This is a genomic window from Stenotrophomonas sp. 93052_Sma (genome assembly GCF_056481145.1).
The window spans coordinates 1,890,247-1,904,581 of sequence record NZ_CM151134.1 but is presented as its reverse complement, the minus strand read 5'-3'; the positions used below and the strand labels follow the sequence as shown (position 1 = coordinate 1,904,581).

At 66.4% G+C, this 14,335-nt stretch carries 10 protein-coding genes and 2 pseudogenes; 6 read left to right on the top strand and 6 right to left on the bottom strand.

Annotation, left to right across the window (positions count from 1 at the left end):
* Positions 1–41 precede the first annotated feature (41 nt).
* On the top strand, positions 42–1,418 hold the full coding sequence (gene dbpA, locus ACZK2V_RS09045) for an ATP-dependent RNA helicase DbpA (protein WP_164081474.1): 1,377 nt from the start codon (positions 42–44) through the stop codon (positions 1,416–1,418).
* Between the two features lie 174 nt (positions 1,419–1,592).
* Here dbpA and ACZK2V_RS09040 read toward each other — a convergent pair whose 3' ends face one another.
* The 3 genes and pseudogenes from ACZK2V_RS09040 to ACZK2V_RS09030 form a co-directional block, all read right to left on the bottom strand.
* The gene (locus tag ACZK2V_RS09040) at positions 1,593–2,129 is read right to left on the bottom strand and encodes an adenine phosphoribosyltransferase (RefSeq protein WP_087803547.1); all 537 of its coding nucleotides are present in this window, start codon (positions 2,127–2,129) and stop codon (positions 1,593–1,595) included.
* Positions 2,130–2,808: 679 nt separating this feature from the next.
* Positions 2,809–4,370: pseudogene (locus ACZK2V_RS09035) on the bottom strand (protein adenylyltransferase SelO).
* Between the two features lie 32 nt (positions 4,371–4,402).
* A complete protein-coding gene (locus ACZK2V_RS09030; RefSeq protein ID WP_201118794.1) occupies positions 4,403–5,092 on the bottom strand; it encodes a glutathione S-transferase in 690 nt (229 codons plus the stop codon).
* A 388-nt stretch (positions 5,093–5,480) separates the two neighbouring features.
* On the opposite strand from ACZK2V_RS09030, the gene ACZK2V_RS09025 reads away from it, so the two are divergent.
* Positions 5,481–6,386, top strand: coding sequence for an IS110 family transposase (locus ACZK2V_RS09025; RefSeq protein ID WP_486322547.1), 906 nt, complete (start codon positions 5,481–5,483; stop codon positions 6,384–6,386).
* Positions 6,387–6,485: 99 nt separating this feature from the next.
* Here the strand turns inward: ACZK2V_RS09025 and ACZK2V_RS09020 are convergent, their stop codons facing one another.
* On the bottom strand, positions 6,486–6,695 hold the full coding sequence (locus ACZK2V_RS09020; RefSeq protein ID WP_004153307.1) for a cold-shock protein: 210 nt from the start codon (positions 6,693–6,695) through the stop codon (positions 6,486–6,488).
* Positions 6,696–6,996: 301 nt separating this feature from the next.
* Between ACZK2V_RS09020 and ACZK2V_RS09015 the strand changes: the two genes are divergently transcribed.
* Entirely contained in the window at positions 6,997–7,485 is a 489-nt protein-coding gene (locus ACZK2V_RS09015; RefSeq protein ID WP_059034065.1) for a YaiI/YqxD family protein, read from the top strand.
* 6 nt (positions 7,486–7,491) lie between these two features.
* Here ACZK2V_RS09015 and ACZK2V_RS09010 read toward each other — a convergent pair whose 3' ends face one another.
* Positions 7,492–8,370, bottom strand: coding sequence for a pseudouridine synthase (locus tag ACZK2V_RS09010; protein WP_201118793.1), 879 nt, complete (start codon positions 8,368–8,370; stop codon positions 7,492–7,494).
* A 124-nt stretch (positions 8,371–8,494) separates the two neighbouring features.
* Here ACZK2V_RS09010 and ACZK2V_RS09005 point away from each other — a divergent pair, with 124 nt between their 5' ends.
* The 3 genes and pseudogenes from ACZK2V_RS09005 to ACZK2V_RS08995 all read left to right on the top strand — a co-directional run bounded on the left by ACZK2V_RS09005 (position 8,495) and on the right by ACZK2V_RS08995 (position 12,383).
* Positions 8,495–9,043 carry a YaeQ family protein gene (locus ACZK2V_RS09005; RefSeq protein WP_486323143.1) on the top strand — a complete coding sequence of 183 codons (549 nt, stop codon included), beginning with the start codon at positions 8,495–8,497 and terminating at the stop codon, positions 9,041–9,043.
* A complete protein-coding gene (locus ACZK2V_RS09000) occupies positions 9,040–10,224 on the top strand; it encodes a BaiN/RdsA family NAD(P)/FAD-dependent oxidoreductase (protein WP_180845369.1) in 1,185 nt (394 codons plus the stop codon). The genes ACZK2V_RS09005 and ACZK2V_RS09000 overlap by 4 nt, the downstream gene beginning before the upstream one ends.
* A 91-nt stretch (positions 10,225–10,315) precedes the next feature.
* A pseudogene (locus ACZK2V_RS08995) lies at positions 10,316–12,383 on the top strand (GGDEF/EAL domain-containing response regulator).
* Positions 12,384–12,490: 107 nt separating this feature from the next.
* On the opposite strand, the gene fabV reads toward ACZK2V_RS08995, so the two are convergent.
* A complete protein-coding gene (gene fabV / locus ACZK2V_RS08990; RefSeq protein ID WP_201118792.1) occupies positions 12,491–13,750 on the bottom strand; it encodes an enoyl-ACP reductase FabV in 1,260 nt (419 codons plus the stop codon).
* Positions 13,751–14,335: the final 585 nt, after the last annotated feature.

The following is a 14,335-nucleotide window of genomic DNA, read 5'->3' as shown; positions in this document are numbered from 1 at the left end:
CCCCAGGACGGGGCCGGCCGCGCGGACGGGTACAATGCGCCATGACTGACTTCTCGACCCTGCCGCTGAGCCCGGCCCTGCAGCCCGGCCTGGACGCCCTCGGCTACACCACCCTCACCCCCGTGCAGGCGCAGAGCCTGCCGGCCATCCTGGATGGCCGCGATGTGATCGCACAGGCGCCGACCGGCAGCGGCAAGACCGCCGCCTTCGGCCTGGGCCTGCTGCAGGCCATCGACCCCAGCCTGATCCGCGTGCAGGCGCTGGTGCTGTGCCCGACCCGCGAACTGGCCGATCAGGTCGGCAAGCAGATCCGCAAGCTGGCCACCGGCATCCCCAACCTGAAGCTGCTGCTGCTGGTGGGTGGCGTGCCGCTGGGCCCGCAGCTGGCATCGCTGGAAGGCCACGACCCGCACGTGGTGGTCGGCACTCCTGGCCGTGTGCAGGAGCTTGCACGCAAACGCGCGCTGAATCTTGGCGCGGTGCGCACGCTGGTGCTGGACGAAGCCGACCGCATGCTCGACATGGGCTTCGAGGAGCCGATCCGCGAGATCGCCGGCCGCACCCACAAGGATCGCCAGAGCCTGCTGTTCTCGGCCACCTTCCCCGACAGCATCCGCACCATGGCGCGTGACCTGCTGCGCGACGCGGTGGAAGTGACCGTGGAAGGCGCCGACCAGGCCCCAGCCATCCGCCACCTGTTCTGCGAGGTGGAACCGGCACATCGCCAGAAGGCACTGGCCGGCCTGCTGCTGAAGTACACGCCGGAATCGGCGGTGGTGTTCTGCAACACCCGCAAGGACGTGGACGAAGTGGCCAACTCGCTGCAGCAGTTCGGCTTCTCCGCGCTGGCCCTGCATGGCGACATGGAACAGCGCGACCGCGAGGAAGTGCTGTTGCTGCTGGCCAACCGCAGCTGCAACGTACTGGTGGCCAGCGATGTGGCCGCACGCGGCCTGGACGTGGAAGAGCTGGCGGCGGTGATCAACTACGAGCTGCCGACCGACGTGGAGAGCTATCAGCACCGCGTGGGCCGTACTGGCCGTGCCGGTGCCAGCGGCCTGGCGATCAGCCTGGTGGCCGGCCGCGAGAAGACCCGCGCCGAAGCCATCGAAGCGCAGATGGGTCAGCCGCTGGACTGGCAGAAGACGCCGCTGGCGACTGCGCGCCCGGCCGAGCTGCCGCAGGCCGCGATGCGCACGCTGCGGATCGACGGCGGCAAGACGGACAAGCTGCGCCCGGGCGACATCCTCGGCGCACTGACCGGCGACGCCGGGCTGTCGAGCAAGTTCATCGGCAAGATTGCGATCTTCCCGACCCGCTCCTATGTGGCGATCGCGCGTGAGCAGGCCAACAAGGCCGTGGCCAAGCTGGAAGCCGGCAAGATCAAGGGCCGACGTTTCCGCGTGCGGATGATGTGATTGAAGCAGCGTTGCCAACCTCGGTTGGCAACGACCTGACCTGGTAGCGGCCAACCTTGGTTGGCCCATCCGTGGCGCCAGTCGCGAAAGGCGCTGCCAACCAAGGTTGGCAACTACCGGCTCCAGGCCATTCGCGCTGGTAGATGCCAACCTTGGTTGGCACCCACCCTTCGATCAGAACACCAGTTCGGTGTGCAGCGGCAGATCCGATTCCCAACGGGCGCGACCACCGAGACCGTCGAGTTCGACCAGTACACCGGCGCCGACCACGTCAACGCCCAGGCGGCGCACCAGCGACAGCGCGGCGACCAGCGTGCCGCCAGTGGCCAGCACGTCATCGATGATCGCCACGCGGGCGCCAGCCGGCAGCGCATCGGCGTGCACTTCGATGCAGTCGCTGCGGTATTCCAGCGTGTATTCCTCGCGCAGCACCTGGCCCGGCAGCTTGCCCGGCTTGCGCACCGGCACGAAGCCCACCCCCAGTTCCAGCGCCATCGCGGCGCCGAGGATGAAGCCACGCGATTCGATGCCGATCACCGCGTCCAGCTTCTGGTCGCGCCAACGGTCGGCCATCGCGGTGATGGCGCCGCGGAAGTCCTCGCCGTGGGCGAGCAGCGGCATGATGTCCTTGAAGAGGATGCCGGGCTTGGGGAAGTCGGCGATGTCGCGCAGGCGGGAGGCCCACTGCGGAGCGACGATGGCGTCGGTCATGTCACGTTGGCTATCTGATGGCGGCATAGGGTACCTGTTCCGGGCGTCGCCTGCCTGTTGAGGGGTATTCGGCCGGGCTTCGCCCGGCACCTGCAGAGGCCAGATCAAACGCCAGAGCAAAAGCGGATTCCGTGGTTTGGCGGGGCGGTGTCGGAGTGCGGGGGACGCCGCAAGTACGTCCCTGTAGGCTTGGCAGCCGCTTGCTCGTGTGCGCTGTCCTGCGCAAATGGCAAGACCGGGGTTGGGCGTCCTCCCCAACCCGCCCGAGGCATGCCTCGGGCCCATGCGGCTCACGCCCCCGCAACCGGGCCCACCCCGCCTTCGACAAATTTCTGCGATCTGTCGGGCATTGCTTTCTGTAGATCCACGCCATGCGTGGATGAATCTTCATCGAAATCCAATATTTCGAAAATTGAACGAAGAGCATCCACGCATGGCGTGGATCTACCGTGTCGACCAAGGTCGACACCTACCAACAGCCGCCGGAATCTGTCAGAGGTGGGGCGGTGTCGGAGTGCGGGGTGTCAGCCGCATGGATGCGGCTGCCAAGCCTACAGGGACGTACTTGCGGCGTCCCCGCACTCCGACACCACCCCGCCAAACCACGGAAGCCAGCTTTTGCTCTGGCTGTTGCCCTGGCCTCTGCAGGTGCAGGGCGCAGCCCTGCCGAAACCCACCCTCAGGAACTGCAGGACAGCATCGAGCAGCCGGCGCGGTTGTCTGCCCACGCCGGGCGCTTGCCGGCGAAATGCTCCAGCCCGGCACGCTCGGTGTACGGATCACGCAGCACGTCCTGCAACGCATGAACACCGCCGAGGTCGCCCTGTTCGGCGCGGTCGATGGCTTCCTGCGCCAGCCAGTTGCGCAGCACATACAGCGGATTGGCCGCGGCCATCTTCGCCGTGCGTTCGCTGGCCGACAACGGATCGGCCTGCAACCGTGCCGCGTAGTCCTGCAGCCACTGCTGCAACGGTGCCTGCACCGCCTGCTGGCGCGCCTCGTCGTAGTACACCGCGTCCAGCAGCGCCGCATCCGGTGCCGCCGGATCGAGGCGCATCAGCGCGCCAGGCCAGGGTCATGTCCATGGCACCGTCCTGCATCAGCTGCTGCCAGCGCAGGTAAAGCTGCAGATCGTCATCGTCGGCAGCGGCCAGGCCCAGCTTGGCTGCGGCATCGCGACGGGTGCAGGCCACGAAGGTGGACTGGTAGGCCGCCAGACCGGCCTGCAGCGGCGCCACATCGGCGAACAACGGCGACAACGCCTGGGCCAATCGGCTCAGATTCCAGTACGCCACCTGCGGCTGGGTACCGAAGCGATACCGCCGGCCCTGTGCGTCGGTGGTGTTCGGCGTCCAGTCCGGATCGAAATCCTCGACCCAGCCGTAAGGGCCGTAATCGAGTGTGAGGCCGAGCACGGACAGATTGTCGGTGTTCATCACGCCATGCACGAAACCGACACGCATCCAGTGCGCGATCATCTCGGCGGTGCGCACCGCGATCCGCGCGAACCAGTCGCCGTACAGCGTCTCGCTCTCTCCTTCCAGCTCGGGGAAATCACGGGCGATGCACGCGTCGACCAGCTGCCGCAACAATGCAGTTTCGCCGCGTGACGCTGGCAGTTCGAATGAACCAAAGCGCAGGAACGAGGGCGATACCCGGCACACGATGGCGCCGGGCTCGGCACGCGGATGACCGTCGTAGAACATGTCGCGTACCACGTCTTCGCCGGTGCCGACCAGCGACAGCGCGCGTGGTCGGTACGCCCAGGTGATGCATCGCTTCGCTGCACAGGAATTCACGGATGGATGAGCGCAGCACTGCGCGGCCATCAGCACCCCGCGAATACGGCGTGGGACCGGCACCCTTCAGCTGCAGTTCCCAATGACGGCCATCCGGTGCGACCAGTTCGCCCAGCGAGATCGCGCGGCCGTCGCCGAGCTGGCCCGCCCAGTGGCCGAACTGATGGCCACCGTAATTGGCCGCCCACGGCTGCATGCCGGCGTACAGCGCATTGCCGCCGAACACCTGCGCGAAGCCTTCGCTTTCGACTTCAGCGGTATCGAAGCCAAGCATCGCGACGACGTCCGGCGCCCAAGCCAGCAGCGTGGGCGCCGCCACTGGAGTCGGCATCACCGGCGACCAGGCCGCGCCCAGCACTTCGCGGCGGCGCGGGCCGGATTCGGGGTCGCCCGGCAGGGTATGCAGCAGGCGATTGTCGAAACGGGGGCTGTCGGTATCCATGGTGCTGAAGATGGGGGCGACGGCCGCCCTCCTCAATTGCCGCTGAGCGCCTGCAGGTGGCCGCCGTGGGCCTCGGCACGCTGGTAGGCCGGGCGCTCACCGATACGCTTGAGGAAGCCACGCAGCGCCGGCTTGTCGTCGAGGCCGCCACCCCGTGCGGCCGCAGCCTGGATCGGGAAGCTCATCTGGATGTCGGCTGCGCTGAAGCGTTCGCCGGCGAACCACGGGCTTTCAGCCAGGCGGCGCTCCATCCAGTCCAGGTGCAGGCGCCGCTGCGGACCGATGAAGCCGCGCTCGGCCTTGTCGGCGATGCTGCGTGCGATCGGGCGCGCGAAGAACGGCATCGGTGCGCTGCGGATGCGACCGATCACCAGGGTCAGCAGCAGCGGCGGCATCGCCGAGCCTTCGGCGTAGTGCAGCCAGTAGCGGTAGGCGATGCGCTCGGCACCATCGGCAGGCGTCGGCGACGGCGACAGCTGGCGCTGGGTGTCGTAGCGGTCGGCAAGGTAGTCGAGGATCGACCCGGACTCCGCCAGCACCAGTTCGCCATCCTGCAGCACCGGCGACTTGCCGAGTGGATGCACGTTGCGCAGTTCGGGCGGTGCCAGCAGCGTCTTCGGATCGCGGGGATAACGGCGCAGTTCGTAGTCCAGCCCCAGCTCCTCCAGCATCCACAGCACACGCAGGGAACGGGAGTTTTCCAGATGGTGGACTATGCGCATGGACGGTTCCGCGATGGGAGGATGCATCTGATCTTAGCCCGCCCAGCTGCATGTCTTTTGTAGAGTCGAGCTTGCTCGACTGCTTTCCAGAGACAGTCGAGCAAGCTTGTATGTTCCTCCCGGCTCCTACGAGGTATGTAGGAGCCAGGGTGGAGGGACCGTCAAGCATGCATCTGCGGATACTAGCCGACAGACGAGTCGAGCGATCCCCATCCCGCACACGAACGTCGATAAAGGATCGTACGGCCCCCAAAGGGGATCGTCGATGTAGGCAAGCTAACGTCGGTGCGGTACCACCCCAGCCCCTTAAAGATAGCTGGGAGCCGTACAAATGTCTGATTCTCTCGATATTGGCGTGGACGTGGACTCCAAGGAGTTCGTACCGGCAGTGGCCGACCGCAAGGCCGGCGACAGGATCGCCAACACCCGGGCCGGCATAGCCCAGTGGCTCAACACCTTGCCCCAGCGATGCCGGATTGGCATGGAGGCGACGGGGCGGTACTACGAGTTGTTGGCTCGGATGGCTGGCCAGGCAGGCCACGTTGTCTATGTGATCAATCCACGTCTGATCAAGCACTACGGCCGGGCGACGGGCTCGCGTGGCAAGACGGACGCCATGGACGCCGAAGCGATCGCCCGGTACGTGAAGAAGGAGAACGATCGCCTGCGTGAATACGTACCGCGTACCGACGAGCAGCAACAGATGCACGATTTGCTGCGCAAGCGGCAGACGCTGGTAAAGACACGCGCGCGGCTGGAGCAATCCTTCGGGGTAAGCAAAAGTGCCCCCGGGGAGCTGTCAGATCTGTTCTGCGCTCTGGCTGGGACGCTGTCCGAGCTGGAAAGCGAACTGCAGCGCTTGGGTCGCGATGGAGAGCATGGCACGCTCTACAAGCGCCTGTTGACCATCCCTGGTATCGGCCCCGCTGTCGCCGCTCACCTGATTTACTACATGACGCGCTGGCCGTTGGCCAACGCCAACGCGTGGATCGCCTGCACGGGCCTGGATCCCCGGCCCAACGAGTCTGGCGGCAGAACGGGACGGCGTCGGCTGTCCAAACAGGGCGCGCCAGTGCTGCGCCAGATGCTCTACATGGCCGCAATGGGGCTCAAGCGGTGTCGCCAGGGGCAACCGCTCTACGACGAGCTGTCAAAACGCGGTCACCCCAGCACCGCCGTCTTCAACATCCTGGCCAGAAAGCTGGCCAGGATCGCCTGGGGTGTCTTCAAAAGCGGCCGGGACTTCGATCCGGCCATGCTGAAGGTGGGTCAAGCCTGCTTCCAGCAGGCTTGACCACGAACATAGGATCTCGACTCTACAAAACAGCGGGCAATAAAAAACGCCGGAAGCTTTCGCTTCCGGCGTTCTGGCTACCAAACGGTAGCAGACGGATTAGACCGCCTGCACCTGGTCAGCCTGCATACCCTTCTGACCCTGGACGGCGATGAAGGTAACCTTCTGGCCTTCCTGCAGGGTCTTGAAGCCGGTGCCCTGGATGGCACGGAAGTGCACAAACAGGTCCGGGCCGCTTTCCGGGGTGATGAAGCCGAAGCCCTTGGCGTCGTTGAACCACTTGACGGTGCCGGTCTGACGATCAGACATTTGACTAACTCCTGAAACACATGTTGAAAAAATCGCAGCCACCGGGTATCGGGGCCGAGACTGAGTTGCAGGCGTTGGTAAAGCGGATCGATGAGCGGATCGTGAGATCAACTGCACCAGGCCACGATTCACGGTGACCCTAGCAAACACAGTGGGACGAACGATACGCGTGTTTTCTGCAAAAAGCGATAGCCCGGACGTTCATCGGCTGGCCCCGCCCGCTAGACGTGACAAGGGCTGGCAGCCGATCGAGGCTAACCCCGAGTCCCCATTCAGGATTTTCCTACCCTACACTGGGTAAATGACTGAAGCTGAAACCCAAGCTGAACCCGCCCTCCCCCGCATCTGGGTGGACGCGGACGCCTGCCCCACTGTCATCCGCGACATCCTGTTCCGGGCCGCTGAACGGGTCGGGATCGAACTGACCCTGGTTGCCAACCAGTGGATCCGCACCCCGCCCTCACGCTGGCTGCGTTCGATCCAGGTGCCCCAGGGCCTGGACGTGGCCGACAGCGCCATCGTCGAACGGGTCGCTGCCGGAGACCTGGTCGTCACCCAGGACATCCCGCTGGCCGCGCTGGTGCTGGAGAAGAAGGCCGTGGCGCTGAACCCGCGCGGCCAGCTGTACACGCCGAACAACATGGCCGAGCGGCTGTCGATGCGCAATTTCATGGAAGAACTGCGCGGCGCCGGGGTCCAGACCGGCGGCCCGCCGCCGCTGGGCCCGCGCGACCGGCAGCTGTTCGCCGCCGAGCTGGATCGCTGGCTGGCGCGGCGCCCGGCCCGCTGACCCGCGCTAGCCGCCCTGCTCCCTTCGGCGCAGGCGCCGCTGGCTGCTGAACCGCCGCGGTTCCCCGGTCAGCGGATCATCGAAGGCCAGCACCTGTGCCAGCAGCTGCAGTGCAGGCTCGGCGCTGCCCTCCGACCGCGACTGCAGCTGCGGGTAAAGGTCGTCGCCCTCGATGGGGGCGCCCAGCATCGCCATATGCACGCGCAGCTGGTGCTTGCGGCCGGTTTCCGGCCGCAACCGGTAGCGCCAGACCGGCCCCTCGGCCTCGATCAGCTCGATCCGGCTGCGGGCATTGGGCTCGCCCGGCACTTCGGCCATGCGGAAGAACGGCTCCCCCGGCACCAGACGACTGTCCCGCTGCAGCGGAAACTCCAGCCCCGGCAGCGCCGGTGCCAGCGCCTCGTAGGTCTTCCCGATGCGCCGCTCGCGGAACAGCCGCTGGTAGGCATCACGCGTGCCTGCCTGGGTGGAAAACAGCACCAGGCCGGCGGTCAACCGGTCCAAGCGGTGCAGCGGCACCAGCTCGGTGTTGCCGGTGCGGGCGACCAGGCGCGACAGCAGGGTTTCCCGTACATACCCACCGGCCGGCGTCACCGGCAGGAAGTGCGGCTTGTCGGCCACCAGCAGGTGCGCATCCAGATGCAGGATGGTCTCGGCGAAGGGAATCACCGGCTCGTCGGCCACCTCGCGGAAGTACTGGATTTCCAGCCCCACCTGCCAAGGCATGTCCGGCGCCAGTGCCCTGCCCTGCGCATCCTGCACGCGGCCTCGGGCGAAGCGGTCCTGCCATTGCGCACGGTCGATGCGCGGGAAACGCGCGCACAGGCCATCGAGCAGGCTGGACCAGTGGCCGGGTGGCAGCTGCAGGCGGCTGGGCAAGGTCATGGCGTCCACTCCGGCCACGGGAAAGAGCGCAAGAGTGCCACCGTTGACGCTGCGCAGACAGTCCGGCAACGGACACCCCTGGAGCAAACCTCTATCATTGTCGTCTTTAGTCCACGGACCCCCCATGGCCCTCACCGCCACCATCCGCAAGGCCGAACTGCAGATCAGCGACATGGATCGCGGCTACTACGCGACCCACAACCTGACCCTGGCCCAGCACCCGTCCGAGACCGACGATCGCCTGATGGTGCGCCTGCTCGCCTTCGCGCTGAACGCCGGCGACCGCCTGGAATTCGGCCGCGGCCTGAGCACCGATGACGAGCCGGATCTGTGGGAACACGACTACACCGGCGACATCCTGCGGTGGATCGACCTGGGCCATCCGGACGAATCGCGCATCCGCAAGGCCAGCAATCGCAGCCGCCAGGTGCAGGTGATCAACTACGGCGGCAACGCCTCGGAGATCTGGTGGGGCAAGCAGAGCAAGGGCCTGGCACGCTTCGACAATCTCTCGGTGGTTGATCTGGACGGTGAATTCGTCGAGCGCTGGGGCCAGCAGATCCAGCGCGCCATGCGCTGGAGCGTGCTGATCCAGGACGGTGAAGTGCAGCTGCTCAACGACCAGATCCAGCTCGACGTGATCCCGAACTGGCGCAAGCGCGCCAAGGCATGAGCACGATCCGTTGCGACGTAGTGGTCATCGGCGCCGGTGCGGCCGGGCTGATGACCGCGATCACGGCTGGCCAGCGCGGCCGCCAGGTGCAGGTGATCGACCATGCCAACAAGGTTGGCAAGAAGATCCTGATGTCCGGCGGTGGCCGCTGCAACTTCACCAACACCGGCACCACCCCGGCCAACTTCCTGTCGGCCAACCCGCACTTCTGCAAGTCGGCACTGGCGCGCTACACGCCCTGGCACTTCATCGAGCTGGTCAGCAAGCACGGCATCGCGTATCACGAAAAAGAGCTGGGCCAGTTGTTCTGCGATGTCTCGTCCAAGCAGATCGTGAAGATGCTGGTGGACGAATGCCAGGCGGCAGGCGTGCAGGTGCGTACCGAGTGCAGCGTGCAGCGCATCGAGCATGGCAGCGATGGATTCCGCGTGCACACCACGCAGGGCCTGTTCCATTGCGCCTCGCTGGTGGTGGCCACCGGCGGCCTCTCCATTCCCAGCATGGGCGCCAGCGGCTTCGGCTATGAAGTGGCCCGACAGTTCGGCCACCAGGTGCTGCCGACCCGCGCCGGGCTGGTGCCGCTGACGCTCAGCGGCAAGCACCAGGAACGGCTGGCCGATCTCAGCGGCGTCGCTCTGCCCATCGAGGCGCGCTGCAACGGAAAGAGCTTCCAGAATTTCATGCTGCTGACCCATCGCGGCGTGAGTGGCCCGGCGATCCTGCAGATCTCCTCGTTCTGGCAACCCGGCGACGCGCTGGAGCTGGACCTGCTGCCCGGCCAGGATGCCGGCGAGTGGTTGCGCCAGATGAAGCGCGAGCGGCCTGCCGCCGAGCTGCGCACGGTGCTGGGCGAGGTACTGCCGAAGCGGCTGGCACAGCGGTTGTGCGAACACTGGCTGCCCGACCGGCCCGTGCGCCAGCTGGACGAGCCGGTGCTGCGCCAGGCCGCACAGCTGCTGGGCGCGTTCCCGCTGGTGGCCAGTGGCACTGAGGGCTACCGCACCGCCGAGGTCACCCTGGGCGGCGTGGATACCGCCGAGGTCTCGTCCTCGACGATGGAATCCAAGCGCGTGCCCGGCCTGCATTTCGTCGGCGAGGTGCTGGATGTGACCGGCTGGCTGGGCGGCTACAACTTCCAGTGGGCCTGGGCCAGCGGCCACGCAGCCGGTGGCGTGGTGTGAACCGCATCGCCGTTCAATGCGTGCAAGGGGTGCGCGCATGGACGGTTCGCCGCGCATCGTGTATCTAGATTTGCAGATTGGGGAGCAGTGCATGCAGAACGCGAACGACATCACCATCCGCCTGCTGATCGTCGATGACAGCGGCGAGAATGCCGAAGCCATCGTCAGCACGCTGCGCAACAGCGGCATCGCGGTACGCCCGTGGCGTCCGCAGGATGCAGCCGAGCTGGCCCAGGTGCTGGCCAGCCAGGCCATCGACCTGGTGCTGGCTTCGCCCTCCCAGGGCATCCCGCTGCCACTGGTGGCCCAGCATATTGCTGCCAGCGGCAAGGATATTCCGCTGGTGCTGCTGGCCGAGCGCATCGACGAAGACGAACTGGTGCAGGCCAGCAGCCACGGCATCCGCGCCCTCGCCCTGCGCCAACGTCCGGAGCATCTGCTCGCCGTGGTCCGCGACCAGTGGGTGGACCTGCAGGCGCGTCGCGGCCTGCGCCGCATCGAAGCACAGATGCGCGAAACCGAGCGCCGCTGCGATGCGTTGATCGCCTCCTCGCGCGACCCCATCGCCTACGTGCATGAAGGCATGCACATCCGCGCCAACGATGCCTATCTGGAGATGTTCGGTTACGAGCATTTCGACGACATCGAAGGCATCTCGCTGCTGGACATGGTCGCCGCCCAGCACGTGGAGGGCTTCAAGCAGCTGCTGAAGGGGCTGAGCCGTGGCGAGGCGCCGCCGCCGCAGTACCAGCTCGACGCGCGCCACGAGGATGGCAGCGCGTTCCCGGCGACGATGGAGTTTGCCGCTGCCACCTACGAAGGCGAATCCTGCCTGCAGGTGGTGCTCCGCCGCCGCATGGAATTCGACCCCGAGCTGGCACGTGAGGTCGAGGACCTGCGCCAGCGCGACCAGGTCACCGGCCTGCTCAATCGCCCGACCTTCATGCTGCAGCTGGAAAGCGCGGTGGCCCAGGCCGGGCGCAGCGAAGGCCAGTTCGGCCTGCTGCTGATCGAGCCGGACCACTACGCGCGCCTGCTGCCGGACATTGGCCTGGCCTCGGCCGACACCCTGATCGGCGCGCTCGCCGCGCTGCTGGCCGAAGTCGTTGGCGAAGACGCGCAGCTGGCCCGCTTCGGCGAACACAATTTCGCCGTGCTGCAGGCCGGGCCGTACGCGCAGACCGTGGCACTTGCCGAGCGCATCCGCGAAGCCTACGCCGCGCACGTCTTCAGCATCGGCGCGCTCGGCCACGGTAACGGTCAGCATCGGTGGCGTGCAGGTGGGCGAGAAGATCGCCAGTATCGGCCAGGTGCTGGCACGCGCCAGCGAATGCACGCAGGCCGCCGCAGAACTGGGCAACACCTGCCGCATCTTCGACCCGGCCGCCGCCGACCGCGTGGAGGAAGAACGCGTGCTGCGCTGGGTCGCCCGTATCCGTGAAGCGCTGGCCGGTGACGGCTTCCAGCTGCACTACCAGCCGGTGCTGAACCTGCAGGGCGAGTCGCTGGAGCTGTATGAGGCCTACCTGCGCCTGGAGCACAATGGCGAACTGCTGAGCCCGACCGCGTTCCTCGGTATCGCGGAGGAGCACGGCCTGCTGGCCGACATCAACCGCTGGGTGGTGTCACGGGCCATCGCGGTGCTGGGCCAGCGTGCACGCGAAGGCAATGCCACGCAGATGCTGGTGAAAGTGACGCCGGAATCCTTCGACGACCCGCAGATGATCGCTACCCTGCGCCGCGAGCTGCAGGCTCAGGGTGTACCCGGCGAACGGCTGTGGCTGCATGCGCCGGAAGCGAAGGTGTTCACTCACCTGCGCAGTGCACAGCAGTTCCTTGCCGAAGTAGCACCGCTGGGCTGCCGCATCGGCCTGGAGCAGTTCGGTTCGGGGCTGGATTCGTTCCAGCTGCTGGCCCACTTCCAGCCGCAGTTCCTCAAGCTGGACCGCGGCTTCACCAGTGACCTGGCGGCCACCCGCGAGAACATCGACCGCATCAGCCAGATCACCGCGCGCGCGCAGGAAGCCGGCATCCGCACCATCGCCGAATTCGTCAGCGATGCCAATTCGATGACGTTGCTGTTCAGTGCCGGCGTGGACTACGTGCAGGGCGACTTCGTTGGCCCGGCGTTGCCGGAGATGGGTTTCGAGTTCGGGTGACCGAGGTAGTGCCGGCCGCTGGCCGGCAGCCTCAGGTACCCGGGGTTGCCGGCCAGCGGCCGGCACCACCCAAAGAGAAGGCCGGCTTTCGCCGGCCTCTTCGTTGATCAGGTCATGTCGACCAGGTTTTCGATCTTCACGTCCGGATTGACGTCGGCCTCGTAGTTGACACCCTCCACGCCAAAACCGAACAGGCGCAGGAAATCGGCCTTGTAGCCGGCCAGATCGCTGATCTCGTACAGGTTCTCGTTGGTCACCTGCGGCCACAGCGCGACCACCTTGCCCTGCACGTCCGCGGCCATTTCCTTGTAATCGGCACGCAGGCGGCCTTCGTCATCGACCAGCGCGACGGTGTGGCCATCGCCATCGACCAGGTCGTGGCGCAGACGATCGACCGCCACGCCATCGGCCTTGCCGCCGTAGAGGATGTCGTACAGCACGTCGAGCTGTTCGATGCAGCCTTCGTGCGTGCCCTTTTCCTTCATCACCTTGAACAGCAGCGACAGGTACAGCGGCATGGTCGGAATGGCCGAGCTGGCCTGGGTGACCACGGCCTTCAGCACCGACACGCGCGCGTCGCCACCGATCCTGGCCAGCTTCTCGCGCAGGCCCAGCACCTTGTTGTCCAGGTCCTTCTTGGCCGCACCGATCGAGCCATTCCAGTAGATCGCCTGGGTGATCTCTTCGCCCACGTAGGTGAAGGCGGTGGTGGTGCAGCCATTGGCCAGCACGCCGGCGTCAGCCAGCGCATCGATCCACATCTGCCAGTCCTCGCCGCCCATCACCGCGACGGTGCCAGCGATTTCTTCCGGGGTGGCCGGCTGCAGATGGGTCTCGGTCAGCACTTCCTTGTCGGTATCCAGGCCACGCAGGGTGATCGGCTCGCCGATCGGCTTCAGCGTGGAGCTGATGATCTCTCCGGTTTTCGGGTGCTTGCGGCGCGGCGCGGCAAGGCTATAGACGACCTGGTCGACCTGGCCGAGATCGGCCTTGATCATCTCGATGGTCCTGGCCTTCACTTCATCGGAGAAGGCATCGCCGTTGATGCTCTTCGCGTACAGGCCAGCTTCGTCGGCGTACTTGTGGAACGCGGCCGAGTTGTACCAGCCCGCGGTGCCCGGCTTGGTTTCACTACCCGGGCGTTCGAAGAAGATGCCCAGGGTGGCGGCGCCACTGCCGAAGGCGGCAGTGATGCGCGCCGCCAGGCCGTAGCCGGTGGAGGCGCCGATCACCAGCACGCGCTTGGGACCATTCTGGATCGGCGGACGTGCGCGGATGTAGTCGATCTGCTGCTTGACCGCGGCTTCGCAGCCGGTCGGGTGGGTGGTGACGCAGATGAAGCCGCGGACGCGCGGTTTGATGACCATGGATACCTCGGGTTGGCAGATGCGGCGCACGGGGCGCTCAGCAGGAATACGGGCGCGCCTGCGGCGCGCGAACCGCAGGATCGTAGTGCGCGGGGGAAGATTGCACAACCGACGGCGGCGTAGGGTGGGGTTTGTTCTGCAGGGTTGCACCCTGCACCCGCAGAGGCCGGAGCAACGGCCGGAACCGGAGCAACTTCAAAAGCTGGGTTCCTGTGGGTTGGCGGGGTGGGTCCGGTTGCGGGGGACGCCGTAAATCCGTCGATGGAGGCTTGGCCGCGGCATCCATGCCGCGGACACCCCCGCAACCGGACCCACCCCGCCTTCGACAGCTTCCCGCGATCTGTTGGACATGTCGCCGCTGCTGTTGGTGGGTGCCGACCGTTGGTCGGCACGGTTGAATTCACTCGATATCTGACAGATGTGTCGACCAAGGTCGACACCTACCAACAGCCGCGCGGAACCGGTCTGGGGCAGAGCCCCCTGAGTCAGGGGGCGGCCGCGAAGCGGCGGGGGTCTGGGAGCTGGTAAGTGGGGCCCACGGTTCGCGCAGCGAAGCGTGGGAGCGACAGCGCGCATGCGATGACG

Bases quoted from the DNA above. Each gene is read 5' to 3' on its own strand.
- ACZK2V_RS09020 (WP_004153307.1), bottom strand. From the start codon at position 6,695: ATGTCTGATCGTCAGACCGGCACCGTCAAGTGGTTCAACGACGCCAAG.
- ACZK2V_RS09000 (WP_180845369.1), top strand. From the start codon at position 9,040: ATGAGCACGATCCGTTGCGACGTAGTGGTCATCGGCGCCGGTGCGGCC.
- fabV (WP_201118792.1), bottom strand. From the start codon at position 13,750: ATGGTCATCAAACCGCGCGTCCGCGGCTTCATCTGCGTCACCACCCAC.
- ACZK2V_RS09040 (WP_087803547.1), bottom strand. From the start codon at position 2,129: ATGACCGACGCCATCGTCGCTCCGCAGTGGGCCTCCCGCCTGCGCGAC.
- dbpA (WP_164081474.1), top strand. From the start codon at position 42: ATGACTGACTTCTCGACCCTGCCGCTGAGCCCGGCCCTGCAGCCCGGC.
- ACZK2V_RS09030 (WP_201118794.1), bottom strand. From the start codon at position 5,092: ATGCGCATAGTCCACCATCTGGAAAACTCCCGTTCCCTGCGTGTGCTG.
- ACZK2V_RS09005 (WP_486323143.1), top strand. From the start codon at position 8,495: ATGGCCCTCACCGCCACCATCCGCAAGGCCGAACTGCAGATCAGCGAC.
- ACZK2V_RS09010 (WP_201118793.1), bottom strand. From the start codon at position 8,370: ATGACCTTGCCCAGCCGCCTGCAGCTGCCACCCGGCCACTGGTCCAGC.
- ACZK2V_RS09015 (WP_059034065.1), top strand. From the start codon at position 6,997: ATGACTGAAGCTGAAACCCAAGCTGAACCCGCCCTCCCCCGCATCTGG.